The sequence below is a fragment of the Gilliamella apicola genome, from assembly GCF_003202915.1.
GTDB classification, from domain to species: domain Bacteria; phylum Pseudomonadota; class Gammaproteobacteria; order Enterobacterales; family Orbaceae; genus Gilliamella; species Gilliamella apicola_Q.
This window is the reverse complement of sequence record NZ_QGLP01000004.1, coordinates 74,822-100,771: the sequence shown is the minus strand read 5'-3', so window position 1 is coordinate 100,771 and position 25,950 is coordinate 74,822. Positions and strand designations below refer to the sequence as shown.

Below are 25,950 nucleotides of genomic sequence, written 5' to 3'. Positions count from 1 at the left end.
CTTTTTAATTATATATTCTATTTTTTCTTTTGAATAAACTCTTCTAAATCAGTATAAAAAATTCTAGCACTTTGTCTATACCCTTGTAGGGTTTGATGCACTAAATCTGGACGAGCTAATCGATTACTTCGCCATTCTTTAATTGAATGAGGTCCCCCCATAGCCGCTTGCCAATCCCAAAATAATGTTCTTTCTGATTTAGCAACTTGTTTTTGAGTATTCATAATTTTTGCAAAAGATTTAGGAAAACTCTTATCATTGACCATAGTATCTGGCGGTGTCATCAATAAAATGACTGCATTGGGCAATGATTTACGAATTAGATGAATGTTATTCACTAAGTTTTTGCGATAAACATTAACATCTAAAGTTTCGTCAAAACTTTCATTAGTACCGTACTCAAGAATAACTAAATCACTGTTTGACGAAGATAATTCGTCCAACCAATCATCTCCCCATCTTTGCCATATACTTTGCCTTGCTCCATTAGTCGCAATCGAAGAGACAATAACACCAGGTTGTTGATCGCGGGTTAACCATATTCCACCGATTTCAATATCACGACTGCCTTTAATGGTAAAAGGCGTTTTGGTAACAAATGAAACGGTTTGCCAAACATCACTTACCGGGAAATAATCAATATCTATTTTTTTATTATTAGCATCATATATCTTTAACAAATTAGGTATATATTTTAAGGTTTTAAAGGTCAACTTTACTTGCCAATTCATGTCGTTTAGACCTCTGGGAATTATTTGTAAAGAAGCTGAATCCCTAGCCGGTTTAGCGATAAATCCGCCCATAGGAAAATCTAAATTCTTTAATGTACGACTACTTAATACATCCCAGTTTTTGGCTTTCCAATTAACTAATGCGTGACTTTGGCCTTTTATCGCCATAGGTGTAACCCAACCTATGCCAGCATCACCATATTTTTGTTGCATTAATTTTCGAAATTCACCTGTAAAAAAATCAGCCGCTGAATGCGAATCCCCAAACTGCGTAATATTTATAACTTGATTACTGTCTTGATTTAAAGCTAATGAATTTAATCGTTGTGCAAATTGTTTTGCATTTGGATCACCATAGTCAACAACTGTAGATAGTGCACTAGTTTTACTTTCTGCTACACTGCATCCTACCGATAATGTGATAGTCATTATAGTAAGAATATACTTTAAATGTTTAATCACTATCGCCACCCTCTAATTGTTTAAAAATGATTTTTTCCATAATCGCTTTAGCCAAAATCTTTTGCCCTGCGGTAGTAAAATGGACCCCATCATCTACCCTAACTTTTATTTTATCTTTACCTGATTCAATAAAATTACTATATTTTTCATAAGTACAACCTAATAGTTGATTTGTTGATAAAAAATGTTGTTGTGTCTTTTCTAATTCAGATTGATACAGCGTATTTAAATAAATCATTCCTTCATTAAGTTGTCGTTTGCGCATACAAGGGACTGCTAGCCAAAGCACCTGAACATCATGTTCGTAAGCGCTATTTAAAACCATTGCAATACGTAATCGGTATTGCTCTTCCCAAAGTTCAGATTTAAATTTTGCATATTTAGCATAACCTTTTACTGGGAAATCCCAAGGATCATTTGGTCCCCAAAAAACAACAAGTAACTTTATAGCAGGATCGGCAATTAGGTTATCATCAATAGTTTTTGGCCAATTAAAAGCGTTTGGGTAGGCAAGACCAGTACTTTGTTTGCTTAGATCTAAGCTTTCTACTTTATATTGTTTGAATAACATTTTTTTAACATAAGGTGCAACACCTTGCATTAATGAGTCACCAACAAAAAAAACTTTATCATTTTTAGTCACCACAATCGGTAATGGCTCATGAATCAATGGTATATCTTGATGATCAATTTTAGGCGATTCACTTTTAACGACGCTAATTTTCTGCTCAGGTAGTGGTGGTATTCCAGCCGCCTTTCTATTTAATTCCGATCTTTTTTGCTTAATAACGTTCAACTGCTCATAAATTTTATTATGTCTGATAATTTTTGGATTTTTATCAGTTTCATCTGATGAATTTATTACGCTATTTTTTGCCGATTGATTTAATAATGATTCGTTATTAATAGTATGGTTAACATCTGTCTGGCCTTTAGTAGCATCCTTTGGCGTTGACGAAGTAATTTCTATCGACTCCTGAGAATCTTTTTGCTCCGTCACTTGAGTTAAACTTCCGGTGTTAAATATATCTGAATGATAGGTTTGTTGGCAATAAATTAATATCGAATTGTAATAAATTGCGATTAAAGCAATTGCAGTAACCAATAACAAAACAAAAATATATTTGGATGAAAGTGATGCATCATCACTTATCATAGCCTTTGATACTTTAGCTTTAATTTTAGGCTTATACTCTGTTGACTGTTTTTGTGTACTATTTTTTAATAAATTAACTTGTTGCCCATTTTTTTTAGGCTTATTTCTTCGTCTATTTTTCAATGATATTTGTTTGGATTTCATGTTTATTTTGTTTAATAATTAGAAATTAGCATAAATAAAATTTGGTACGCCAGAGGGGGCGAAATAGATAGTTAGCCATAAAATAAATATAAATATGATAGGCAAAAAACCTCTATTTGTTCTACTAAGTTGTAAAGTGCACCAATTAGGAATATTTTGACATAGTGGATATACTAAAAATATGACACATATACTTAAAAATGCCGCAGTGTAATGTGAATTAATTAAAAAATTTTGACTTAAAGCCGTTAAATAATCTAATGCATCTGGCAAGCTTTCACAATAAAAAAATAGCCAAGTAAAGCAGATATAATGCCAAGTGATGAATCGTGCAATAATTGGAGAGCGTTGTATAATCCAACCACGTCCGGTATAACGATCTAATACATTAAGGACAACAATTCCAACTCCATGACATGCACCCCAAATAATAAAATTAATGCCAGCTCCATGCCATAAACCAGACAATAACATAGCGCACATAACATTGATTTGCGTACGAACGAAACTTCGTCGGCTACCACCAAGAGGGATATAAATATAATCGCGAATCCAATGAGATAAACTAATATGCCAACGATCCCAAAATTCACGCAGATTAAAAGCTAAATAAGGAAAGTTGAAGTTAATTGGAAGCCGAAAACCTAATAATAAAGCAATACCCGTCACAAGGTCAGTATAACCAGAAAAATTTAGGTAAATTTGCATGGCATAAGCATATAAGCCTACTAATAAATCAAGAGTACTGTATTCTAATGGGTTTGAAAAAATGGGGGTTACCCAGTTTTCACTAATTAATCCACCCAAACAATAAACTTTTAAAACCGCCAACACAATTAATGTAAACGCCCGATACGGTTCTAAAACCGCTCTTGGTTGACTAACCGCAATTTGCGGAAGAAACGTTTTTGCACGATTAATAGGACCGGCAATAATGCTTGGAAAAAATGATAAAAATAAGGCAAAATCCCAAAATTTAGCCACCGATAATTCTTTCTTTTTTATTGAAACCAAATAACTCACCGAATGAAACGTATAAAAAGAAATGCCGATTGGAATAAGAACGGTAATTACTGGTAATAAAATAGATAAATTTAAATAGTTAAGTAATGACTGTAACTCATATCGAAAGAAATCAAAATATTTAAATAACGCTAAATTGATAATTGCTGCACTCAATCCTAAAATCAACCAACATCTAGCATAGCGTTTCGAAGTTGCAATCATTACTGAAAAGAAATATATCGCACAGGTATAGATAAAAAGGATAACAGCGAATTGTAAACTATAGCTACCTACAATAAGATAACTTGAAAGCAAGAGTAATTTATTTTGGAATTTTGGTAATAATCTAAAAGCCCAATATATCGCAAAGAAAACGATAAAAACAAGACCAAATTCAATAGATAAATAACTCACTGCATTCCTTTTTTACGTAAATATATCGTTGTTCTAAAACTTCATTACTCAATAAAGTCTACTTCTGATAGCCAATTTGTTGAGATTGAGCAAGCACATTGTAAACCATCAACTCTTTATTTAACCCCGCCACGGATAACAATACTTTTCTAGCTTGCAACCACAATTGATAAAGCGAGGTGAGCTCATCATGGCTTTTGGTGGCTAAGAATCTAACTAATGGCACTTGATCGCGGTTAACAATATATCGGCCAACTTTCTGTTTAGCTTTTAATGCATCACCTAACAAGGCACAAAACCAAGTGATCCGTTCAAGAAAATCTTCATTATTAAACGTTTTTGCTAATTGCCAGAAATTATTTTCGGGCAAAAGTTCTAACAATTTTTCACAAAATAATTTCCGCTGTTGCCATTTTTCAGGTTGCAACAAAATAGCCGCATTTAGTGGTGCATTTTCACTCAATAATAAAGCAGTGGCAAGCTCATTATCGCTGTATGAATGACTGTGTTGCTTTTTTAACCAATTAATGGATTCTTCTAATTTTGGTACTGCTAAAAAATAGCTAAAACATCGGCTATGAATTGTTGGTAATAATTGACTATTATGCTCATCACTCAAAATAAAATAGGTATTTTCTGGTGGTTCTTCTAACGTTTTAAGTAACGCATTTGCCGCGGCTTCTGTCATCAATGCCGCATGCTTAATCCAAATTACCTTATTACCACCCTGTTGTGATTTTTCGTAGACCTTTGTTGATATACTACGTATCTGATCAATACTAATTGATTGTTTGCTCTGCTCATTAGTTATAAGGTAATAATCAGGATGATGTTGAGATAACAACAATTGGCAACTATGGCATTGACCACATGGTTGCAATTGTTGTGAAGATTGACAAATTAATCGATTAACTAATAAGTTAATTAACTCTTCTTCACCACTTCCTTGAATATAATTGATTAACAGAGCATGATGAGCACGATGATTGACAATCATATCTGCTAGTTGTTCAAAAGGTAATCTAAGCCATGGATATTTACTAAAAATCATATAATTGGAACCTAATTAGTTAACCATGAATTTAATGTTGATTCAATTTGAGCGGTGACTTCTGCAATTGATTTAGCTGCATCAATAGTAACAATGGTATTATCCCGATCGGCTAATTCTAAATAACGTTGACGAATTCGCTCAAAGAAAGCGAGAGATTGTTGTTCAATGCGATCCAATTGTCCTCGTGATCTAGCTCGCTTTAATCCAAGTTCTGGAGAAATATCTAAATAGAGCGTTAAATCTGGTTTAAAATTGCCTAAAACCTGAGTTTGTAAGGTCTCGATAAAAATGCGATCTAACTCTCGTCCACCACCTTGGTAAGCTTGAGTAGATAAATCGTGCCGATCGCCAATCACCCATTTACCCATTTTGAGTGCAGGCTTAATCACATTCTCAACCAATTGAATACGGGCAGCATACAACATAAGTAATTCAGCTTTATTAGTTAACGGTTCATTATCTAAACCATTTTTAATAATATTGCGCAATGCTTCAGCAATGGGCGTACCGCCAGGTTCGCGGGTAAACTGTAAATCACTAATCTGATGTTGATTCAAAACACGCGCAACGGTATTAATTGCCGTCGTCTTACCTGCGCCTTCTAAACCTTCAATGACAATAAATTTACCTGCCATACTAAATTCCTATATGATTGCTAATGAAATTACGATTAATGTTGCGTATTGTACGCTATTTTTAATAATTATTTTAGCGTAACGCAAAATTACCTTTAATAGTTCATTTTAAGTACCATCATCACTCAATATTTACTAATAATTAACTATTTTAATACAGGTAATAAATACCCAAATATTAGTCAATTCCCCTATCTACTTAGCCCCTTGTAATATTGTTCAATATCATTTTTGCAACAAGTTGTTGAAGATCTTTGTGATATAAAAACTATTTCAACTAATTATAATCAAATCGTTCTTATGTTATTGAACAAGGAGGCATCCAATGTTAACGGAAAGACAAGCTTTTTTAACTAGCCTGTTAATAAAACAAAGTGGATACAAGACGGTAAAATATTTTGCTCAATTACTTAATGTTTCAGAAAGAACCGTACATTCTGATTTAGAGCAAATCAGCAATAGTCTATTAAACAAAGGGTTCCAGTTAGATAAAAAATCAGGTAAAGGCATCGCATTAAAAAAAACAGATAAAACAGCTACTGATCGAAAAATAAGAACGATTACGTTAGCTAAATTTAGCCGCCGAAAAGAAATTATTGAGTTGATGCTATTTGAAGAAAAAATAGTTACTTTTGAATACCTTTCCACATTATTTTCTGTTAGCAAATCCTCTATTGAGCAAGATCTTAAGTTTGTAAAACAATTATTAACGTCGAATAATAATCTACAAGTGATTAGTGATGCCGGCGGAACCCGCTTATCTGGTTTAGAAAAAGAAATTCAGAAAGCTTATTTAAATTTTAATTTTTTCGTTTTTGAAGCTAACCTTGGTATTTTAGATGATGGCGATGAAAGACTTGCTATTTTAAGTCACTACTATGGTGAACAAAATGTAAAAACTTGTTTTCGAGTTCTCTATTCACATGTCCGCTTTGATAATAACTTTATTGCTGAACACTACATCTTCAATGTATTAAATATGCTGGTTATTATGGTTTACCGAGCTCAAAAAAACCAACATATTGACGATGCTATTGCAATAAATGATAACTCGCAAATATTCCAAAATAATGCTAAAAGCATTTTAAGTAAAATCTCACTAAGACTTAACTTCACCTTCAGTAATGGCGATATCAATTACTTAGCAAAATACCTACTTTCTAATCGAATCGATGTATTTTCATCAGATAAAAATAATACTTTATTGGTAGACAGAATTATCTCGAATGTTGGTTCCTCATTATTTATTGATTTTCGAACAGATAACAAATTACGGGATTACCTAATACAACACATGCCACCAATGTTATATCGATTAAGGGAAGGTATTAAAATTAATAATCCATTTGTAACACAAGTTAAGCAAGATTTTCCGGTGTTATTTAATATAATTTGGATTATTGCCAGTAAATGTGAAGATGAATTAGGTGTATTTTTTAATGATGATGAAATTGGTTTTCTCACAATTCATTTTCAATCAGCAATTGAAAGAGCAAAACATAGCAAAAAAATATTAGTCGTTTGCCAAAACGGCATCGCCACCACTGAACTATTAGTCAATAGAATTACCAGTGTATTACCCTCTTTAACCACAATAGAAGTAGCATCTGTTCATGAATTAAATGCTGATGTATTAGCCAATATTGATTTGATTATCTCAACAATAAATTTAGCGATTGACGGTGTCAAAGTTGTTGTCGTTTCACCATTATTAAGTGAGCAAGATATCCAAAACATTTTTAATATTTATGGTGAACATTTTGTACTAAATGATCATGTTCAAGAACATAAACACTCCTTTTTGTACCTTATCCACTATTTGGAAAAAGATACCCTCTTCTTAAACCAAAATTTTAACTCCAAAGAAGAGCTGATAAATAAGATTGGTCAAAAACTTGTAACACAACAGATCGTTATGCCGGATTTTATTCAAGGCATGATCGTAAGAGAAGGATTAGGTGCCACAGAGTTACCTACAGGTGTAGCGATACCTCATGGTAATCCTAAATTTGTCAAACAGACAAGAATAGTCATGGTTACCAATTCTAAAGCTATCAAATGGAAAGACAATTTGGTCAAGATGATAATTATTATCTGCATTTCGGAAAAAGATATTAAAAATCTGAAAAAAATCCTCTCTGACATCTATCTGTTAGTAAAGAGCAAATCTCTTATTAATCAATTATGTGAAACACCGAATCATCGTAAGTTTATTCAATTTATAAAAGGGGCACAAGATGAATATCTCAGCAAATAATGTGATCCGTAATGATATGATTTTTTTGAATAAAAAAATAAATTCAAAACAAGAGGCATTACTGTTTTTGACTGAAAAAGCACAGCAAGTAGGCGTTATTAATACGCAGAATGAATTTTTAAATAAAGTTTTAGATCGCGAAGCAATCGTATCTACTGCCGTTGGTTATCAAATAGCCATGCCACATGGTAAAAGCACTGTGGTGCAACAACCTTTTGTCGGTTTTTTACGAACTACCGAGTTATTTAATTGGTCTGAGCAAGACAATGAAATGGTTAACATGATTTTTCTTATCGGTGTGCCCGAAGAAAACAAAGATAACATTCATTTAAAAGTGATATCCCAATTAAGCAAAAATTTGTTGAACGATTCATTTCGAGAGCAATTAGAAAATCTTCAAAACAATACTCAAATATATTCACTATTGAGTTCAATTAATAAAAATTTATAAAAGGAGTCATCATGAAAATTGTTGCAGTGACAGCTTGTCCAACTGGGATCGCACATACCTATATGTCGCAAGAAGCAATTGAACGCGAATGTAAAAAACGCGGCCATCAAATAAAGGTTGAGACACAAGGTAGTATGGGAACTGAGAATAAATTAAGTCAAGAAGAAATTGATGCTGCGGATGTCGTCATTTTAGCTATCGGCATTGGTATTGATGGCGAGGAACGTTTTGATGAAAAACGTGACAACGGCAAAGTTATTGAAGCAAACCCCAGTTTGGTAATTAAAGATCCGGGTAAATTTGTAGATCAAGCGGAACAATTATAAAGCATAGGAGGCAATCTATGTCAAAAGTTAATCTTATATTAAAAGATATTCAAAAAGCATTTAACACCGGTGTTTCGTTTATGTTGCCGGCAGTTGTAGTTGGCGGGATATTTTTAGCCATAGCCCTATCGAGTGGCGAAGCTGGTCAAAATGGTATGCAGATAACCAACAAATTCATGAAGAATCTGAATGATCTTGGGGTAATTGGTTTCACTATGATGATTCCCCTATTATCTGGTTATATTGCGTACTCATTAGCGGGTAAACCAGGAATTGTACCTGGCATGATATTAGGTTATTTAGCAAATACCCCGGTCGGAGATGAAGCGATAAAAACCGGATTTTTAGGTGCCATGATATTGGGTGTCGCTTCTGGCTACCTTGTTTGTTGGTGTAAAACTTGGAAAGTTCCAGTAACCATCAGAACAATCATGCCAATTTTAATTATACCGATTTTTGTTACCTTCGTATTAGGTATGTTTTACATCTATGTAGTTGCCCAACCAATTGGTTTTGCGATGAATTGGTTGGTTAGTTTTTTAAGTAGCTTACAAGGTAGTAGTGCCATCTTATTAGGATTAATTATCGGGGCAATGACTGCGGTAGACATGGGTGGCCCAATAAATAAAACAGCAACTGCATTCACACTATTTTTAATGGCAGAAGGTATTTATGGACCTAATGGTGCTCACCGAATTGCCGTGGCAATCCCGCCATTAGCTATGGCGATATCAGTATTTATTGATCGCAAAAAATATAGTGCTGAGGAGCGTGATCTTGGATTCCCAGCTTTCTTTATGGGACTCATCGGTATTACCGAAGGAGCAATTCCTTTTGCCGCAAGAGACATGAAACGAGTATTACCGGCAATTATCATTGGTAGTGCAGTAGGTGGCGCTTTAGGCATGATGAATGGTGTTGAAACGCTTGTTCCTCATGGTGGTTTAATCGTCTTACCGGCTGTAAATGGCAAACTTTGGTTCTTCCTTTCTATGTTTATTGGAGTAGCAATCTCTGTCTTAATTTTACACTTTACCAAACCAAATATAGAGCAAACAGATAGCAACGTTTAAGTTAAATGGAGAAATAAAATGAACAAATTACCGATCAAAAAATTAGTTGATGGTCTATTAAAATTACAAGACACAGGAGAAAGTGCTGTAATTTTAGGTATAGGCCCAATGTCAAAAAACTGCGTACAAGCCGCATTAGAATTATCGAAAGAAGACGACTATCCGATAATGTTTATTGCCAGTCGTAATCAAGTCGATGCCGACGAACTTGGTGGTGGATATGTTAATAATTGGAATCAATTCACATTTGTAAAAGCAGTAAAGGATGTCGCGGCTTCAATCGATTATGATAACTTATGTTATATTTGCCGAGATCATGGCGGTCCATGGCAAAGAGATAAAGAACGAAATGATCATCTTGCTGTTGATGAAGCAATGGAATTAGGTAAAAAATCATATATTGCAGATATCGAGGCTGGTTTTGATTTATTAATGATTGACCCAACTAAAGATCCAATTGAAGTTGGTAAAGTCATCCCACTAGAAACCGTTTTAGAACGTACTGTCGATTTAATTGAGTTTTGTGAACAACAAAGAATCGCTAGAAACTTACCAGAAATTGGCTATGAAGTTGGAACAGAAGAGACAAATGGTGGCTTAACTTCAACAGAAACTTATGAAAAATTTATCCTAAAACTCAAAGAAGAACTAAACAAACGTAATTTGCCAATGCCAACCTTTATTGTCGGCCAAACCGGAACCTTAACCAGAAAAACCGAACAAATTGGTACATTCAACTTTAAAAATGCACTTAGCTTAGCGGTTATGGCTAAACAATATGGAGTAGGATTAAAGGAACATAATGGCGATTACTTCGATGACGTAACATTATTAGAACACATTCCTTCAAATATAGCAGCATCAAATGTAGCACCACAATATGGTACACAAGAGACACGAGCTTACTTAAATCTAGCTAAGGTTGAACAACGATTAAAAGACCAAGGTTTAATAGAAAAAGCTTCAGCCGTTAGAGAAGTATTATTAGAGCATGCAATCAAATGTGAACGTTGGAGAAAATGGATGGTTGGCGAGCAAAAAAATTTAACCATTGCCCAAATAACCAGTGATCCTATTTTAGCTGATGAAATACTTGATATCGCAGGTCACTATACTTTCAATGATAATGAAGTCAAAGCAGAAATTGAAAAAATGTATGCTAATTTGAAGAATAATCATATTGATGGTCAACGATATGTGATTGATTACATAAAAAGACCGATACGTGATTATGCTGAATCTTATAATTTAAAAGGTGTAACTTCTCGTATTAGACGAGTGTTAGCATAACTCCACTCAACTATTATAAAAACCAATAAACACACCACGATTATAGTGTGTTTATAAAATCAGTGGTGAAATTGCCAGTGTTAAATATTAATCGTTTTAGTGTGTAAAACACAGCATACACACTAAAACATTTTTAATAATTATTTTAGCTCAACTAAAAATTATCCATATATTTCTTATAGTAAATAAAATTTACCAATCTCCCATCTTTTTAAAGAACATGCTATTACCGTTGGATAATTATTGAAAAAAATATTTAGATATACACCTAAATTTATAAATCATTTAATCAAAATCATATAAAACACATTAAGTCGTGTAGACCGCTATAGTTCTATAGCTATAGGGAACTCCAACAAATAGATCTAAAGCCTCTCTACCACGCACGGTATATCCCTGTACCTACAGGGAACGCTTGAATAGCCCAGTTTACCTTTTTTTCTGTGCCGGTATATCCCTGTACCCACAGGGAACTCACGAGTACGACTTGGATCGAAGCCCGCCCATACGGTATATCCCTGTACCCACAGGGAACGCACATAAAACGCAATTTAACGCGTTTTAAGCGACGGTATATCCCTGTACCCACAGGGAACGCGGGCGCTGAGGGTTGTGTGTAGTCTGTTATTTACGGTATATCCCTGTACCCACAGGGAACGCCTAGTATAGCAAATGACAAAATTGGGTCACGCCGGTATATCCCTGTACCCACAGGGAACGCGTTGATAAGTTTGTTAGTCAGCCATACACGGCCGGTATATCCCTGTACCCACAGGGAACGCTCAATAGGGAAGGGGGGATCAAATCTCTGTAGCGGTATATCCCTGTACCCACAGGGAACGCATTTGGCATTAAAACTTCCAAATCATTGGATTCGGTATATCCCTGTACCCACAGGGAACGCACAATTATTTTTGTCTCTAAATGTATTCCACTCGGTATATCCCTGTACCCACAGGGAACGCAACAATGAATAAAGCATTTATAGGTGCACTAGCGGTATATCCCTGTACCCACAGGGAACGCTGCTATTTGTGCTTTTAAATTATTACAGTTTGCGGTATATCCCTGTACCCACAGGGAACGCTAAATTAGTTTTGTAATTTTTGCGACCTATATCGGTATATCCCTGTACCCACAGGGAACGCTCTATTCAAAGTGAATATAATGAAGAACGTGACGGTATATCCCTGTACCCACAGGGAACGCAATGACAGAAACAGTAAATTATTTAAGATTTCCGGTATATCCCTGTACCCACAGGGAACGCACAACCGTAATTTATATAATCAAACAGAATTTGGGTATATCCCTGTACCCACAGGGAACGCTCAACCATAGTGCCAATTATTCTAATCTGTTGCGGTATATCCCTGTACCCACAGGGAACGCCAGATGCCAATATTACAAATTATAACAACGATCGGTATATCCCTGTACCCACAGGGAACGCGCGATTACTTCTATAGGGTCAAGAAGGGACAGCGGTATATCCCTGTACCCACAGGGAACGCTGGGGCAAGCGGATGTAGTAAATTTAATAATTCGGTATATCCCTGTACCCACAGGGAACGCTTAATTTTTGATATTCGCTATCGTTTGGAATTCGGTATATCCCTGTACCCACAGGGAACGCACCATCTTTTAAATTGTCAGCGATGCTTTGCCCGGTATATCCCTGTACCCACAGGGAACGCATGTAAATTTATGAGCTAATGGATCATTTACGCGGTATATCCCTGTACCCACAGGGAACGCTAACGTATCAGTAGCATTAAAACTCCATAAGACGGTATATCCCTGTACCCACAGGGAACGCATAATTTCAAGCGCATTTGGCGTGCGGGCTTACGGTATATCCCTGTACCCACAGGGAACGCGTGATCACATAAAAGCCATTAAGTATGTACACCGGTATATCCCTGTACCCACAGGGAACGCTGCTTTAGCATCATTCATCACACTGTCCTTGTCGGTATATCCCTGTACCCACAGGGAACGCGTGAAAACAATGGCTAACAAAAAACTTTTTAAGCGGTATATCCCTGTACCCACAGGGAACGCAAAGCGGGAAAGGCGTTTTCAATTTTGAAAAACGGTATATCCCTGTACCCACAGGGAACGCCCTCGTAGTAAAATTATGATTATTATCAATTTCGGTATATCCCTGTACCCACAGGGAACGCTCTAAATATAGATAATTGTTTTATATAATATTTTTTAGTTAGTTAAAATCTACCAATTATTCCTAATTTTTAAAGAACATTAACCTATTGATTTTCAATAGGTAAAAAAGATACTAACCTTAGTCCATCTAAATCTACCGGAACCCTTCTATTTGCGCCATAAGTTTGGAAGTCAAATCCTGACTCAGTATTAGTCGCCCAAGCAAGGACAACATTGCCTTCCTCAGCAAGTTTAGTGATTTGTTGCCATAGCATTTCTCTTATTGGTCTTGATATATCACCGATGTAAACCCCGGCTCTAATTTCAAGTAACCAAATTGCTAAACGACCTCGTAACCTAGGCGGGACATTTTCAGTTACTACAACACACATACTCATTTTTAGCGACTCCTAAAGCCACTGTCAGCTAGAGATTGAGGTTCTGGGATAGCTGGTGGTTGGGCATCATCTGGAGCTGGGGGCGGTTCAATTCCACCAGCAGATAAAACTTCTTCGATAAGCGGAATTAATATTGCTAATGTTTTTTGGCTTCTAAAAATTTCACGGCAGGCCACACGAACTTCCCGATCGGGATCTGCATTGTTTTTTGCCGCTATTTCAAAAGCTTTAGGTACAACGGTATCAAATTTAATAATATCAGCAATATCATAAACAAATGAGAGTGGTTTTCCACTATGCACAAATCCGATAGCCGGTGCGTAACCGGCCGCCAAAACAGCTGCTTCGGTGATGCCATATAAGCAAGACGTGGCAGCACTTATACATTGATTAACCGTATCTCCTTTTTGCCAATCTTTGGGATCGTATTTTCTTCCATGCCATTTAACATGATAACGTTTAGCCAGTAATGAATAAGTTTCACGTACTCGCGATCCTTCAATGCCTCGTAACTGTTCAACGGAACGACGGCTAGGCGCAGGTTCACCAAATCGTAACTCAAACATTTTTTTGACTACTTTTAAACGTAAATCATCATCTAAAGCCAATTTAGCTTGATAGAGCAGTTTATCAGATCTTGCCCCACCTGGTTGACCCGATGAATACATTCTGACGCCAGCTTCACCGACCCAAACGAGCAAAGTGCCAACCGTTGCAGCTAATTTAATAGCCGCATGAGAAACTCGAGTCCCAGGTTCTAACATTATGCAAGCTATCGAGCCCACTGGAATATGCGTTCTGATGCCGGTTTTATCAATTAATACAAAGGCTCCATCTAGAACGTCAATTTGTCCATATTGCAAAAAAATCATTGACGTTCTATTTTTTAAAGGAATCGGATTAAGGGGAACATAAACCATTATCGCTTATCCTATTGATAATGTTTTAGCAAAAATAAACCACAACCAAATCCTTTACTTTTACCAACTCCTTGATAGATGGTATTTAAAAATAAGTCAACATCCGTTACGGTTAACACCCCTTGATAATCAACACTGCTATAAGTAATGGGTTTAAGATTGCTTTTTTTAATAAATTGCTCTTGGGTATAATTAATTACTGTGCAATCCAGTTGTTGTCCATCAGTTGTTGATAATGAAAATCCTCTGAATTCACTCTGTTTAATTAACCAATTTATGGCAGCTTCATTCTGACGAATTTTTATCTCATTATCTAAACCTTGTTGTTTAGCCTGATATTTAGCATTCATCATCACATCACTACGCTTACCATTTTTAAACACCACTGGATTTGCTCGCAGGGAAAAAATCAATTTCATACCAACGGTTAATTTTGGCTGGTATGGTTTAGTTTCTACTAAAAATAGCTCATGATTGGTTAGCGGTGCTATTTCCGATAATAGATAGTATTGATAGCCTTTGCCAATTCTCTCTTCACGAAATAAAAAGCAACGTTTTTCTTGATTAGGAAAGAGTTGCCATAACCATTGATGAATAGCATAAAGTCCTGAATTTTGCATTTTCTGTTGCATAACATAAGGAAGTCGATTTAATTTTAAAGTAACTCGAGAAAAATACATCTATTCACTCCCTTTCAAATGGCCGGAAAACTGCTGACGATCATTAAATTGCCAACGGTGACGGCTTATTGGTTGATCTTGACGACGCTGAATTTTAATTACCTCAAAGTGATCTTCTTGATTGGCCTGTTGCCAATAATATTCATCAGCAATACCTTTTAATAGTTTATCAATAACCGGATCTTGACGATGACACTCTTGATAGTGTTTATCGGCAAAACTAAAAGCCTCTCGCAATGTTCCTTGATACAAAATAGGCGATAACGGTAACGATAAAGGTGAATTTTTTCTTCCTGCGTATAAAGGAAAAACAGGTTTAAGTAATGCTTGCTGAATTTGCTCTAAACTATAAGGTGCATTCTCAGTCTCAGTCATGACTATTTGATAATAAACGTCATTATAATATTCACGCTGTGATAATAACGTCTCTAGTTCAAGAGGGTTTTGTCGTATTTCATCAAAGCGTGTATACCAGACTTGCTTTTTATTAGCCCTAGGAGCTTGGACGGTATGAAAATCTCGAAACCAACTATTGTTAGCAATAAAAGGACGAATCGCAAAATGGTAATGCTGATTAAAATGATCTATCTGATTATCATCACGACGAATGCCGAGTGCAGCCGAAACTAATCCCAATAAAGCAGAGCGAGAGGGAATAATATTGCTGTGGCGAACTTCGCCGACAGCAGGTTCGCCCCAAGAGGTAAATGGGGCATAAATTTGAAAAATAAGATGGTTGATCATCTTGTCCGCCCCCCTATTTTTGCGCAACAAAATCTAATGCAGCACTAAGGGTTCCTTCTCCAGTTTCACTATTGAGAACATAGCGACTATCAGCACATTGACCATAAACTTTATCAAATTTATCTCGTTGCTCTTCCAAACGACTAATAGCATCATTTACCATATCTTGACTACGAATTGGATTAAAATAAGCTACCGCTAAAGAGCGCGGTTGTTGACTTCCTTTTTCTATTAAAAGATAGGAAGTATATGCTCGTGAAGCAAAACTATTTTGCATCCCTGTTGGTGCAACTTTGGCGGCTGATTCAGTTAAAGCTTTTAAGGTTTTTTCAACCAATGCTTCATCACCATTTAAATTTTCGAGAAGTAAATCTCGGCTGATACATACATAAGTATAAAACAGCGCCGAAGCAAATCCACGTTCGCCCAAATGCGCTGAACCAGCATCAACATCATTATTATTTAAATCATCAACAGCAGTAAAAAAATCATCCTCAATGGTTACCGTACTTACGCCTAATGCATGAGAAACTTGGCAGGCAGCTTCAATATTAAATGCCGGGCTATCAGCTAACATTCTGCCAAACAAGGCAATATCAATACTACTATTTTCTTTACGTAATAATTTAACTTCATCATCGCTAGGTTCGCGTTTTTCACTAATTAGTACATCAACTAATTGTTTAATTGCTTGCTGTTCATTGCTACTAATATGTACCAATTGTTCAATTTCTAAATTACTCAATGGATCTTTTGGTAATTTCTCATTTTTGACTTTACCAAACTGATTAGCTATTTTAATTGCACTTTCTTTAGCTATTTTTTCAGATATACCATTATCAATCAGTGGGTTGTATACCCAATCTCGAGCAAAACGACGTGAACGAACACCAATATGATCACTTAATGATTGATAAAAACAGTCAGAAGTACGCCACGCTCTTTTTAAGCTTTGTGACGAAATACGCAAACGGTCAGTATTTCCCATTTTAGCGGTTTTTGGTCGACCTAAATCATCACGGTTTAAGTTTGAAGGAGCATAAGCGGTTAATAGATGTAATTGAATAAATGTAGTCATGATGATTATTCCTTAGTATTATTTTTAGTTGAAAAATAGTCCATAGCCCAACGAGTAGAAAAGCGTTTAAACGGATTAGTATTAGCTGGCCAGTTGTGTTCACGTGCGTACCACTCTTGCATCCATAGAAAGATGCCGTCAGCAAGGGAAGTTAGATTAACGCCTTTTTCACCGCGCAACTTAACGGCACGAATTAAACGCTGACAAAATTCTTCTGGGGTTTCACTATTAAGAAGACGTTCAAATCGCAATTTAGATAAATAATTACGTTCTCCGCCTTTTACTTTTTCACTCAGTTGCGCAGCAAATGGTGCCTTATCATTATTTAACTCTGCAAAAACAGCCACATTAACCAATATCTGTAATGCATGATAATGAATATCCGTTTGCGCTAATCTACTGTCGTTATTAAGAAGTTTATTAGCTAAAATCGTGTAGCCATCCTGTAGAATTATTAATTCAGACAATGAAACCCGGCGTAATTCAGCACGTAATTTTCGTCCATTGTAATTAATACCATTAAATTTACATTGCCGTTGCTGCAACATTGAAAACCATTCATCGATAATCTTTTTGTGGCTATCATTTAAGATCATCAGCTTTTTTTGGATAGTGTCTGACATGTTGTTCTCCCTACATGCAATCAAGACGTTTTATTAAGTTTAATCTTTTTGATATTTCTAAGTTTGTTAAAATCTTTAAGTAATTTTTCTCTGGTTGTAATTTTTTCGGAACTTATCATCTGTTGATCTGGGTCAGAAAAAGCAGCTTTATCGTAGATTTGAGTAATATATTTTAATAAGGTATTTGTCCAATCTAACAACAGATGAAAACGTCCATTCGGATTCTCTTTTTCTTTGATAAGTTGTTTCACAAATTGATAAAAAGGTATTTCTGTTTCTTTCCAATAAGCAATATCAACTGAACTGGACTGTTTATTGATAGCTGTCAAGGCTTTACGCTGTAATGATAAAGCGTCTTTACTAAATTCTAATGCTTGTTCAATCAGCTCTTTAAGATCGCTTTCAGGATCAGCTAGTGCAGGATATACCGGAAAAGTGTGTTCATACCAACAGCGTGCCTTCATATTGTCAAAATCGTATCCAAAACACCACAAGTGATATTTTTCGGCAGATTTCAATCCTCGATTATAATGAACTCTTACCACCTGAGCTGATTGGGTTTCATCATTAGTGCTAACCATGCCTAGCCAATCGCGGTAAATTAACCCGCCAGGTTGTCCTTTAATCGCAATGGGTGCATTTGTTTTGCTATCAGTTCGATATGGTGATAAAGGATGGCGCCAGTTTTGGTATTGAACACCATAATTTTTAGTTTGGTAATGGCTAATAAGCTCCGACGACTCCTCGCCACAAAGATCACAATGGCCTTGTGTTGTATTTTCAAAATCTAGCTCAATGCGACGAGGCATCCCCCAAAATGCTTGACAACAATTAGCTTGTTCAGGAAATACACTTAAATTTTTAGGTGGTTCACTGGTTATGGTTTTGTTTAACCATGGGAAGACAGTTTCATCATAGCATTGTGGTTTTTCGTCATCATCCAGTGGCACTACATTTAACCATAATTTTTTCCATAATGGCGTTGAGGTGTTTAGCTCTGGCATCATTAAAGTGGTAATTGGTCCACCACCTCGCAAACTCACTCGATGCCCTTGTCCTCCTGATGGGGCATTAGTTTGTAAAGTAAACAGAGCTATAACCGCACAATGAGGACAGATAGCGTTAACAAAATCCCGCTTAATAAAATGGTCGGTATTTTTCTTTAGTGCATTTTCACCCGGTGCTTCAACCAATAAACCTGAAATCGGCACTTTATTACCATTTAATGGCGTAAAGTCTTGCATAAACGCCGGTTTAGCTTTACCAAATTGCATTGCCGGTTTAACTTGTTCAAATGCCTTATCAAGCTGCGATTGGCTTATACCCTCATCCCAATAGTCTAACCATTCATATTTATCTTCAGGGGAAAAGGTGGTTTGCAGTAAACCAATAAGGAATTGATAAGCCGCACCTTGAAAATCGGGTCTAAAATAGGCTAAGTCAGCAATGGTTTCGTCAACTAACTGACTGGGTTTAATTTTACTAACATGACCATCAAAATAAACAACAGGAATCCATTCGTGGTCTAACAGTGATAAAGAAGACAATTTATACTCCTTTTTTTAGTTTGCAATAAGCGAAATAGAAATTATTTCGCTTATCGGTTTGAGTTTAAATTACTTAAGTCTATATGAAGCAGACTTATTGATTTCAAAGCTAAAAACATACGATCGAATTTCTTGATCATTTATTACATTTTTTAATTCAAGAGTCTATAGATTTTTTGGTAATTGCACTTATTTTGTAGAGCATTACATATTGATAATAATTTTTTTAAATATAATCATAAAAAATTTATTAATGATTGATAATTAATTTATGATTAATGTTGAGTATTGTATGCTATTTTTAATAATAATTTTCGTTTAGCTAAAAATTAGCTATTAATGATATAGTAAAAATAAACTTTATTATTAAGAAGAGATGATAGAGATCTTATATGCCACAAAACTTCAAAAATTATAATCAAGATCTATTAAAAACAGTTGTGTTAAAAAAAAATATAACAAAAAAATTACTGCTTTTAATGGTACTCTTATCTATTCTTAATATCATTTTTGCTTTTCATTTACACCAAAGAACAATTATCTTTCCTAAAGTTGAATATGCATTTTTTACTATGATCATTCTGCTTAGTTTTCTTCTCGCTTTTTCTAGAAAAAAAATGTTAAAAAAAGCATTTTTGAAACGAATTAAAGATTACCTTGCACGTGTTTTTATGATTTTTTCTTTTAATTTCATATTTTTTTTAGTTCTACTAACAGAGATCATTTATTTCTATCCTACTGAATCTAAGACTTATACTACTGAATATAAAATTACCACGCCAGGGCCAAGTAGAGGTAAACATGGACGTTGTAAAAATGGTTTAAAGATTCTTAATAAAGATAACAATTATTACTTTTTTCTATGTATAAATTTAAATGACAAAATCAAATATGGTAATAAAGCTCAAGTAAGAGTTAAAGAAACACCAATAGGCTCATATTTAATTGATTATAATTTATTTGTTACTAGCAAATAATTTATTAACGAGACTATGTAAATTATCTCAACGCACTTTCTGCCTAGTTAACCGCTATCAAAAACCGATATTATGCAGAACTTTAATTTGACGGTTTAAATCACTTAAGGTTTATAATACAAAATTAAACATTAATCGCTAAAACGTTAATTACAAAGTAGTGTTACTCACATTGAGAAAGTTATGATTAAGAAAAATAATGATAATTATCCAGCAAATAATAATCTAAGTATTAAAAACGGAAATCAATCCGAACTCACACCTTTACCGGCAAAACAGCGGTTATTTTTATCAATCATTGATAAATTAACCGCTTTTTCCATGATTTGGGTCAGTATGGTTTTGATGTATGGGGTTATTTGCATGTACACGAATGCCATGGGGCAAGATGAGTTTTATCGTTTTATCTTTTTTTTACAAAGCCCTTTAGCTGTTATCATCAATGTTATTGCATTATTACTGGCTTTGTTTCACTCGATTAATTGGTTTAGGCTGATAGCTAAAGTTGTTTTTAAGCAAACTACGCATAAAAGGGGGCAGGTATACTTATTAATTATTGGTCTCTGTGTTGTAACGCTTTTACTTTCCTATTGCTTACTATTATCGATTATTAAATAAGTGGTGTTTGATTAATGAAAAACCAAAAAACTCAACCAATACCCTCTGATTCAAAAGTGGCAAAAGGATTATTTGCTTTAGGTGGACTTTGGGCAGCTATTTTTGCGCCAGTAGTGTTAATCATTATTGCGTTTATTATTCCTTTTGGTGACGCAATAACCCGTTCTTCCATTCTTAAACTCGCTAATACTCAATTAGGTAAGCTATTTTTATGTTTAATGATTTCACTACCGATTTGGTATGGATTGCAACAGATTCTAACTTTGCTTCATCAATTCAACATACACCCCAAGCGAGAAAAACTACTTACTTACGGTTTAGCATTAGCATGGACTGCCCATGCAATTTATATTTTATTTGTAAGATAAAACGAGAATGATGATAATTCATTGGCGTTATCGAGTTCACTTGTGATAACGCCATTTTAAGATTGATTAATAATAGGTAATTTGTCGAATAATATTGGTTTGTTTGTTTTTTCTATTTTGTTTTGCTTGTGTTGCACTAAGCCAATCATTTTTTTCATTAAAGGTTAAAAATTGCGTTATATAATTCGATGTATCTTTACCTACCATTGAATAGGTAGATTGAATTACATTTAAGCGATTGTTTGTATCAAATTGGTAAGAAAAATCACTTTCATTTCTGGTGTTATTACTGTATTGGGTTGATACTTTCGCTAATTGATGGTTCTGATAACTAAATGCGTAAATCGAAGCTCCTTTTTGCTCTGTTCCGATCACATCTCCATTAGCATTCAACTCATTTAACCGCCATTGAACATCTTTAATAACCAAACAATTGTTGTTATCAAACTGATAACTGTCGTTCTCAATAAAGGTAAAATCGGGTGCCTTTTTTATCTGTTCTGAGGCGACAATTCGACCTTGTTCATCCATTTTGAATTGAATCTTACCATTGGTTTTATCTTCAATATCTTCAATTACATTTTGCCAACCAGACTCATTTTTTTGCAGATGCTCAAAATAAAGTTTTTCATTTTTATCAGAATAAAGGTCGTAATGGCTTTCAATAATTAAGCCATTGAGATCGTAATTTAAACTATGTTTGGCAATTGAACGAATAGCACCGGTATCCGATGTAATTGTCGAGGTTCTAACTTCTTGTTTTATACCTTTAGCTTGAGAATCAATAAAATCTAATATTTTGAAAATATAATTATTGGCGGCAACCTTGTTTTGCTCAGGATCGTCAGAACATGTCAACGCCATAACATTTATTGAAATAAATGATAAACATGAGGCGGTTAAAAGTCGGAATATTTTCTTTTGCATAATTAACCTGTTAAATCGTTTACTAAATTAATTTTTTAATTATGGCTTATATTTCGGCCATAACCTTGTACCTTTATTTTTTACGCATTAATAATGCGTCTTCCCAATTGATCTTTTGGTCTTCTTTTTGTTTAGATTCTGTTTTTTGCGTTTTTTCAAGAATATTAGCATGAATCAATGTTTTAGTTGACTTTCTTGGTGGTTTATCTAAAAACGACAGTAAATCTTTGGTATATTCGGTTTCAGGCGTATAGTAGATTTTTTCACGTAAACCTTGCTCAACAACTTTACCTTCTTTCATAACAATAATTTGATGACAGAAAGAGTAAACCAACGCCAGATCATGGCTGATAAATAGATAACTAAGGCGATGTTTCTCTTGTAATGATTTAAGCAAATTAATTATCTGTTTTTGAATAGTATGATCTAATGACGAAGTTGGTTCATCTAAAATTAATAATTCTGGTTGTAGAATTAGGGCTCTTGCGATGGCGATTCTTTGTCGTTGTCCTCCTGAAAACTCATTCGGGTAACGAAAACGCATTTGCGGATCTAAACCGACCTCTTGCATAATATCAATCACCGCTTGTTCTCGCTCGGTTTTAGTCAGTTTTTTATGAGTCTCTAGGCCTTCACTGATAATTTGCTCCACATTAAAGCGTGGGTTAAGTGATGAATATGGATCTTGAAACACAACTTGAATTCGGCTACGAAATGGTAATAATTTTTTGGCGGATAAATTCTGTATAGAATGACTATCGAAGCAAATATCACCTTGTGATTTAATTAAACGTAAAATTGCAAGTGCTGTGGTACTTTTACCTGAGCCGGATTCACCAACAATACCAACTGTTTCACCTTGATGAACTGTAAAGCTAATGTTATCAATAATTTTTTTCTTTTTACTTCTAAACAATCTTTTTTGTGCGACAACTTCGACATTGAGATGATTAACACTAAGCAATATACCTGGCATATCCGGTAAAGGAACCGGCTCTCCGCTAGGTTGAGAACTCAACAATGTTTGGGTATATTCTTGTTGCGGACGCAAGAATATACGCTGTTTATTATTGAATTCAACAATTTGGCCATTTTGCATAACCGCCACTTTATCCGCCAGTTTTTTAACAATCCCCAAATTATGTGAGATAAATAACATACTCATATTCAGCTCTTTTTTGAGTTCTTTGAGTAGATCAATAATCTGTGCTTGGACAGAAACATCTAAAGCGGTAGTAGGTTCATCAGCAATTAATAGTTTGGGGTGAGTTAAAATAGCCATAGCAATCATCACCCGTTGTCTTTCACCACCAGATAACTGATGAGGATAAGCGGAGAGTTTGCTTTTAGGATCTTTGATACCAACACGGTCAAGATATTGTAAAATTTCGCCACGAGCAACGTTGCGTCGCATACCTCGATGTAATGATAATACTTCATACAGTTGTTTTTCAACGGTATGCAATGGATTAAGTGATACCATTGGCTCTTGGAATATCATACTAATCTGATTACCGCGAATTTTACGTAACTCTTTTTCCGAAGCATATAATAGCGATTTATCCTCAAAAATAATATCGCCAGATGGATAGATTACCTGCTCCCTCGGTAACAGCCTTAATATCGATAGCGCCGTAACACTTTTACCTGATCCCGATTCGCCGACTAATGCGACCGTTTCTTGTTCGTTGATATCGAGACTGATATTTTCCACAACTTGACTTTGTAAGTGTTGACCGGTTTTAAAAGCTATATTTAAATCAACAATAGATAATAAAGGAGAACTCATTTATATACTCCTTTGTTTGGATCAAATGCATCTCTAATTGCTTCACCAATAAAAATTAACAGTGACAATAAGATGGAAATAACTAAAAAAGAACTAATTCCTAACCAAGGCGCTTGCAAGTTATTTTTACCTTGTAGTAATAATCGCCCTAAAGATGGCGAATCAATTGGTAAACCGAATCCTAGAAAATCTAGCGCTGTTAGCGTTGAAATAGAACCACAAAGAATAAATGGTAAAAATGTTAATGTCGCAATCATCGCATTGGGTAGCATGTGGCGAAGTATAATTTTACTATCGCTTACCCCCATCGCTTTGGCCGCTCGAATATAATCAAAGTTACGGGTGCGTAAAAACTCTGCTCGGACAACACCAACTAACGCCATCCAACCAAATAACACCGTAATTGCCAATAACCACCAAAAATTAAGTGGTAAAATACTGGCAAGGAGAATAATCACAAACAGCTCGGGTAATCCACTCCAAATCTCAATAAATCGTTGACCCAACAAGTCAACTTTACCACCATAATAACCTTGAATTGCACCGATTAACACCCCAATAATTGAAGTGAAGAAGGTCAGAAAAAGAGCAAAAAACATCGATATTCTAAAACCGTATGCAATATTGGCTAATACATCAAAACCAGCATCGGTGGTACCTAACAGATGGGTTTTAGATGGCGGAGTAGGAAAAGTGCTAGATGTATCATGTATCAAAGTATTATAGGTATAATGGAATGGTGGCCAAACTATCCAACCATCATCTTTAATCTTGTTCTGCACGGCAGGATCTAAATAATTAGTTTGCGTTTGAAACTCGCCGCCAAATTCGGTTTCAGGATAGAAATTAAAGATTGGTAAGTAATAGTTATTTTGATATTTAATCAATATTGGCCGATCATTAAAGATAAAATCAGAGAACAGGCTGATTATAAATAATATTAAAAATAGCCATAACGAAAAATATCCACGTCGATTGCGTTTAAATCGTTGCCAACGTAGCTGATTAATTGAGTAGTGCGTAGTCATCAATTGCGAGCCTCAAAGTCAATGCGTGGATCGATTATCATATAAGATAAATCTGATAAGAGTTTGGTGATAAGTCCTATCAAGGTAAATATATATAATGTGCCAAAAATTATAGGATAATCACGCTGAATAATCGCTTCATAACCTAAAAGCCCTAATCCCTTAAGTGAAAAAATGGCCTCAATCAGGACCGAGCCAGTAAATAAAATTCCAACAAATGCAGCAGGAAAACCCGATACAATAAGCAAGGTGGCATTACGGAAAACATGTTTATAGAGAATTTGCCTTTCACTTAAGCCTTTCGCTCTAGCTGTAACTACATATTGTTTACGAATTTCATCTAAAAATGAGTTTTTGGTTAACATAGTTAATGTGGCAAAACCACTCACCACCATGGCAATCGTTGGTAAGCAAATATGCCAAGCATAATCTTTCACTTTGCCCCAAAAATCTAACTGTTCAAAATTATTGGAAATCAACCCTCGAAGTGGGAAAATATCCCAATAACTACCGCCAGCAAACAGAACAATTAATAACACGGCTAATAAAAAGGCCGGTATTGCATAACCGATAATAATTAACGTACTTGACCAAAAATCAAATCTTGAACCGTCTTTAACTGCTTTACGAATCCCTAATGGGATGGAGATTAAATAAACAATTAATGTACTCCATAACCCTAATGAAATAGAGACTGGTAAACTTTTGGCAATTAGACTTAATACCGATTCACTTTTAAAAAAACTGTTACCAAAATCAAATTGAATATATTGTCGCAACGTATTGATATAGCGTTCCCAAATCGGTTTATCAAAACCATATTGTTTCTCTATCATTGCCACAATTTCTGGATCTAGACCACGCGCCCCGCGATAATTTGATTCTTTTTTTTGTTCTTTCAATATTATTGGGCTACTTTCACTGCCTGGTAACAATACCTGCCCAGCCTCAGGTCCATTTTCTATCATGGCTAAAGCTTGGTCAACCGGCCCACCGGGGGCAATTTGCACGATAAAAAAGTTGATCGTCAAAATGATTAGCAAGGTTGGAATAATCAGCAATAATCGACGGATAATATAATTGAGCATA

23 protein-coding genes, 1 pseudogene and 1 CRISPR repeat array are annotated in these 25,950 nt (G+C 35.1%); of the genes and pseudogenes, 8 read left to right on the top strand and 16 right to left on the bottom strand.

Annotated features, from left to right (window positions below; translation table 11 throughout):
• Positions 1 to 17: 17 nt before the first annotated feature.
• The 5 genes from DKK79_RS01980 to tmk are packed head-to-tail and all read right to left on the bottom strand — an operon-like array spanning position 18 to position 5,601.
• Positions 18 to 1,193, bottom strand: coding sequence for a GDSL-type esterase/lipase family protein (locus tag DKK79_RS01980; protein ID WP_110422624.1), 1,176 nt, complete (start codon positions 1,191 to 1,193; stop codon positions 18 to 20).
• Positions 1,186 to 2,493: an SGNH/GDSL hydrolase family protein gene (locus tag DKK79_RS01975; protein WP_110422623.1), complete on the bottom strand. Its 1,308-nt coding sequence runs from the start codon at positions 2,491 to 2,493 to the stop codon at positions 1,186 to 1,188. The genes DKK79_RS01980 and DKK79_RS01975 overlap by 8 nt, the downstream gene beginning before the upstream one ends.
• Before the next feature lie 18 nt (positions 2,494 to 2,511).
• The gene (locus DKK79_RS01970; RefSeq protein ID WP_110422622.1) at positions 2,512 to 3,912 is read right to left on the bottom strand and encodes an MBOAT family O-acyltransferase; all 1,401 of its coding nucleotides are present in this window, start codon (positions 3,910 to 3,912) and stop codon (positions 2,512 to 2,514) included.
• A 58-nt stretch (positions 3,913 to 3,970) separates the two neighbouring features.
• Positions 3,971 to 4,963: a DNA polymerase III subunit delta' gene (holB, locus tag DKK79_RS01965; RefSeq protein WP_110422621.1), complete on the bottom strand. Its 993-nt coding sequence runs from the start codon at positions 4,961 to 4,963 to the stop codon at positions 3,971 to 3,973.
• Between the two features lie 11 nt (positions 4,964 to 4,974).
• A complete protein-coding gene (gene tmk, locus DKK79_RS01960; RefSeq protein ID WP_034884935.1) occupies positions 4,975 to 5,601 on the bottom strand; it encodes a dTMP kinase in 627 nt (208 codons plus the stop codon).
• A 325-nt stretch (positions 5,602 to 5,926) separates the two neighbouring features.
• Here tmk and DKK79_RS01955 point away from each other — a divergent pair, with 325 nt between their 5' ends.
• From DKK79_RS01955 to DKK79_RS01935, 5 genes are read left to right on the top strand one after another with little or no spacing between them, the layout of a single operon-like run.
• Positions 5,927 to 7,858 carry a BglG family transcription antiterminator gene (locus DKK79_RS01955; RefSeq protein ID WP_110422620.1) on the top strand — a complete coding sequence of 644 codons (1,932 nt, stop codon included), beginning with the start codon at positions 5,927 to 5,929 and terminating at the stop codon, positions 7,856 to 7,858.
• Positions 7,839 to 8,309 (top strand): fructose PTS transporter subunit IIA, encoded by a 471-nt coding sequence (locus DKK79_RS01950; protein WP_110422619.1) that lies wholly within the window; start codon positions 7,839 to 7,841, stop codon positions 8,307 to 8,309. The genes DKK79_RS01955 and DKK79_RS01950 overlap by 20 nt, the downstream gene beginning before the upstream one ends.
• A gap of 11 nt (positions 8,310 to 8,320) precedes the next feature.
• Entirely contained in the window at positions 8,321 to 8,635 is a 315-nt protein-coding gene (locus DKK79_RS01945; RefSeq protein ID WP_110422618.1) for a PTS fructose transporter subunit IIB, read from the top strand.
• Positions 8,636 to 8,652: 17 nt separating this feature from the next.
• Complete coding sequence (locus DKK79_RS01940) at positions 8,653 to 9,708, top strand: PTS fructose transporter subunit IIC (protein ID WP_110422617.1); 1,056 nt, start codon at positions 8,653 to 8,655, stop codon at positions 9,706 to 9,708.
• An 18-nt stretch (positions 9,709 to 9,726) separates the two neighbouring features.
• A complete protein-coding gene (locus DKK79_RS01935; RefSeq protein ID WP_110422616.1) occupies positions 9,727 to 10,998 on the top strand; it encodes a class II D-tagatose-bisphosphate aldolase non-catalytic subunit in 1,272 nt (423 codons plus the stop codon).
• A 386-nt stretch (positions 10,999 to 11,384) separates the two neighbouring features.
• Positions 11,385 to 13,184: a CRISPR direct-repeat array (repeat unit 29 nt; unit sequence CGGTATATCCCTGTACCCACAGGGAACGC).
• An 84-nt stretch (positions 13,185 to 13,268) separates the two neighbouring features.
• Here the strand turns inward: DKK79_RS01935 and cas2e are convergent.
• Genes cas2e through casA form a run of 7 tightly spaced genes read right to left on the bottom strand, consistent with a single transcriptional unit; the run spans position 13,269 to position 19,154 of the window.
• Positions 13,269 to 13,562 (bottom strand): type I-E CRISPR-associated endoribonuclease Cas2e, encoded by a 294-nt coding sequence (gene cas2e, locus DKK79_RS01930; protein ID WP_065577731.1) that lies wholly within the window; start codon positions 13,560 to 13,562, stop codon positions 13,269 to 13,271.
• A 2-nt stretch (positions 13,563 to 13,564) separates the two neighbouring features.
• The gene (gene cas1e, locus DKK79_RS01925; RefSeq protein WP_110422615.1) at positions 13,565 to 14,482 is read right to left on the bottom strand and encodes a type I-E CRISPR-associated endonuclease Cas1e; all 918 of its coding nucleotides are present in this window, start codon (positions 14,480 to 14,482) and stop codon (positions 13,565 to 13,567) included.
• Positions 14,483 to 14,493: 11 nt separating this feature from the next.
• Positions 14,494 to 15,162 carry a type I-E CRISPR-associated protein Cas6/Cse3/CasE gene (cas6e, locus tag DKK79_RS01920; RefSeq protein ID WP_110422614.1) on the bottom strand — a complete coding sequence of 223 codons (669 nt, stop codon included), beginning with the start codon at positions 15,160 to 15,162 and terminating at the stop codon, positions 14,494 to 14,496.
• Positions 15,163 to 15,906: a type I-E CRISPR-associated protein Cas5/CasD gene (gene cas5e, locus DKK79_RS01915; protein WP_110422613.1), complete on the bottom strand. Its 744-nt coding sequence runs from the start codon at positions 15,904 to 15,906 to the stop codon at positions 15,163 to 15,165.
• Between the two features lie 13 nt (positions 15,907 to 15,919).
• Entirely contained in the window at positions 15,920 to 16,984 is a 1,065-nt protein-coding gene (cas7e, locus tag DKK79_RS01910) for a type I-E CRISPR-associated protein Cas7/Cse4/CasC (RefSeq protein ID WP_110422612.1), read from the bottom strand.
• Between the two features lie 5 nt (positions 16,985 to 16,989).
• A complete protein-coding gene (gene casB, locus DKK79_RS01905; RefSeq protein ID WP_110422611.1) occupies positions 16,990 to 17,607 on the bottom strand; it encodes a type I-E CRISPR-associated protein Cse2/CasB in 618 nt (205 codons plus the stop codon).
• 20 nt (positions 17,608 to 17,627) lie between these two features.
• Positions 17,628 to 19,154 (bottom strand): type I-E CRISPR-associated protein Cse1/CasA, encoded by a 1,527-nt coding sequence (gene casA, locus DKK79_RS01900; RefSeq protein ID WP_110422610.1) that lies wholly within the window; start codon positions 19,152 to 19,154, stop codon positions 17,628 to 17,630.
• A 392-nt stretch (positions 19,155 to 19,546) separates the two neighbouring features.
• Here casA and DKK79_RS01895 point away from each other — a divergent pair, with 392 nt between their 5' ends.
• The 3 genes from DKK79_RS01895 to frdD all read left to right on the top strand — a co-directional run bounded on the left by DKK79_RS01895 (position 19,547) and on the right by frdD (position 21,117).
• Complete coding sequence (locus DKK79_RS01895) at positions 19,547 to 20,131, top strand: hypothetical protein (RefSeq protein WP_110422609.1); 585 nt, start codon at positions 19,547 to 19,549, stop codon at positions 20,129 to 20,131.
• Between the two features lie 183 nt (positions 20,132 to 20,314).
• A complete protein-coding gene (locus DKK79_RS01890) occupies positions 20,315 to 20,749 on the top strand; it encodes a hypothetical protein (RefSeq protein WP_110422608.1) in 435 nt (144 codons plus the stop codon).
• A 14-nt stretch (positions 20,750 to 20,763) separates the two neighbouring features.
• A complete protein-coding gene (gene frdD / locus DKK79_RS01885) occupies positions 20,764 to 21,117 on the top strand; it encodes a fumarate reductase subunit FrdD (RefSeq protein WP_110422607.1) in 354 nt (117 codons plus the stop codon).
• Between the two features lie 66 nt (positions 21,118 to 21,183).
• Here the strand turns inward: frdD and DKK79_RS01880 are convergent, their stop codons facing one another.
• The 4 genes and pseudogenes from DKK79_RS01880 to DKK79_RS01865 all read right to left on the bottom strand — a co-directional run bounded on the left by DKK79_RS01880 (position 21,184) and on the right by DKK79_RS01865 (position 25,949).
• Positions 21,184 to 22,044, bottom strand: a complete 861-nt coding sequence (locus tag DKK79_RS01880) for a hypothetical protein (protein WP_110422606.1) — start codon at positions 22,042 to 22,044, stop codon at positions 21,184 to 21,186.
• Between the two features lie 205 nt (positions 22,045 to 22,249).
• Positions 22,250 to 23,833 (bottom strand): annotated as a pseudogene (gene yejF / locus DKK79_RS01875) (microcin C ABC transporter ATP-binding protein YejF); the annotation flags it as partial.
• Positions 23,830 to 24,861: an ABC transporter permease gene (locus DKK79_RS01870; protein WP_110422604.1), complete on the bottom strand. Its 1,032-nt coding sequence runs from the start codon at positions 24,859 to 24,861 to the stop codon at positions 23,830 to 23,832. The gene DKK79_RS01870 and the pseudogene yejF, both read right to left, overlap by 4 nt.
• Positions 24,861 to 25,949, bottom strand: a complete 1,089-nt coding sequence (locus DKK79_RS01865) for a microcin C ABC transporter permease YejB (protein WP_110422603.1) — start codon at positions 25,947 to 25,949, stop codon at positions 24,861 to 24,863. Before DKK79_RS01865 ends, DKK79_RS01870 begins: the two co-directional genes overlap by 1 nt.
• Between the last annotated feature and the right edge of the window lies 1 nt (position 25,950).

Coding starts and splice junctions, on each gene's coding strand:
- tmk (WP_034884935.1), bottom strand. CDS start 5,601: ATGGCAGGTAAATTTATTGTCATTGAAGGTTTAGAAGGCGCAGGTAAG.
- DKK79_RS01950 (WP_110422619.1), top strand. CDS start 7,839: ATGAATATCTCAGCAAATAATGTGATCCGTAATGATATGATTTTTTTG.
- cas6e (WP_110422614.1), bottom strand. CDS start 15,162: ATGTATTTTTCTCGAGTTACTTTAAAATTAAATCGACTTCCTTATGTT.
- cas1e (WP_110422615.1), bottom strand. CDS start 14,482: ATGGTTTATGTTCCCCTTAATCCGATTCCTTTAAAAAATAGAACGTCA.
- DKK79_RS01975 (WP_110422623.1), bottom strand. CDS start 2,493: ATGAAATCCAAACAAATATCATTGAAAAATAGACGAAGAAATAAGCCT.
- cas2e (WP_065577731.1), bottom strand. CDS start 13,562: ATGAGTATGTGTGTTGTAGTAACTGAAAATGTCCCGCCTAGGTTACGA.
- frdD (WP_110422607.1), top strand. CDS start 20,764: ATGAAAAACCAAAAAACTCAACCAATACCCTCTGATTCAAAAGTGGCA.
- casB (WP_110422611.1), bottom strand. CDS start 17,607: ATGTCAGACACTATCCAAAAAAAGCTGATGATCTTAAATGATAGCCAC.
- DKK79_RS01895 (WP_110422609.1), top strand. CDS start 19,547: ATGCCACAAAACTTCAAAAATTATAATCAAGATCTATTAAAAACAGTT.
- cas5e (WP_110422613.1), bottom strand. CDS start 15,906: ATGATCAACCATCTTATTTTTCAAATTTATGCCCCATTTACCTCTTGG.
- DKK79_RS01955 (WP_110422620.1), top strand. CDS start 5,927: ATGTTAACGGAAAGACAAGCTTTTTTAACTAGCCTGTTAATAAAACAA.
- DKK79_RS01940 (WP_110422617.1), top strand. CDS start 8,653: ATGTCAAAAGTTAATCTTATATTAAAAGATATTCAAAAAGCATTTAAC.
- DKK79_RS01890 (WP_110422608.1), top strand. CDS start 20,315: ATGATTAAGAAAAATAATGATAATTATCCAGCAAATAATAATCTAAGT.
- cas7e (WP_110422612.1), bottom strand. CDS start 16,984: ATGACTACATTTATTCAATTACATCTATTAACCGCTTATGCTCCTTCA.
- DKK79_RS01935 (WP_110422616.1), top strand. CDS start 9,727: ATGAACAAATTACCGATCAAAAAATTAGTTGATGGTCTATTAAAATTA.
- DKK79_RS01870 (WP_110422604.1), bottom strand. CDS start 24,861: ATGACTACGCACTACTCAATTAATCAGCTACGTTGGCAACGATTTAAA.
- DKK79_RS01945 (WP_110422618.1), top strand. CDS start 8,321: ATGAAAATTGTTGCAGTGACAGCTTGTCCAACTGGGATCGCACATACC.
- DKK79_RS01880 (WP_110422606.1), bottom strand. CDS start 22,044: ATGCAAAAGAAAATATTCCGACTTTTAACCGCCTCATGTTTATCATTT.
- holB (WP_110422621.1), bottom strand. CDS start 4,963: ATGATTTTTAGTAAATATCCATGGCTTAGATTACCTTTTGAACAACTA.
- DKK79_RS01865 (WP_110422603.1), bottom strand. CDS start 25,949: ATGCTCAATTATATTATCCGTCGATTATTGCTGATTATTCCAACCTTG.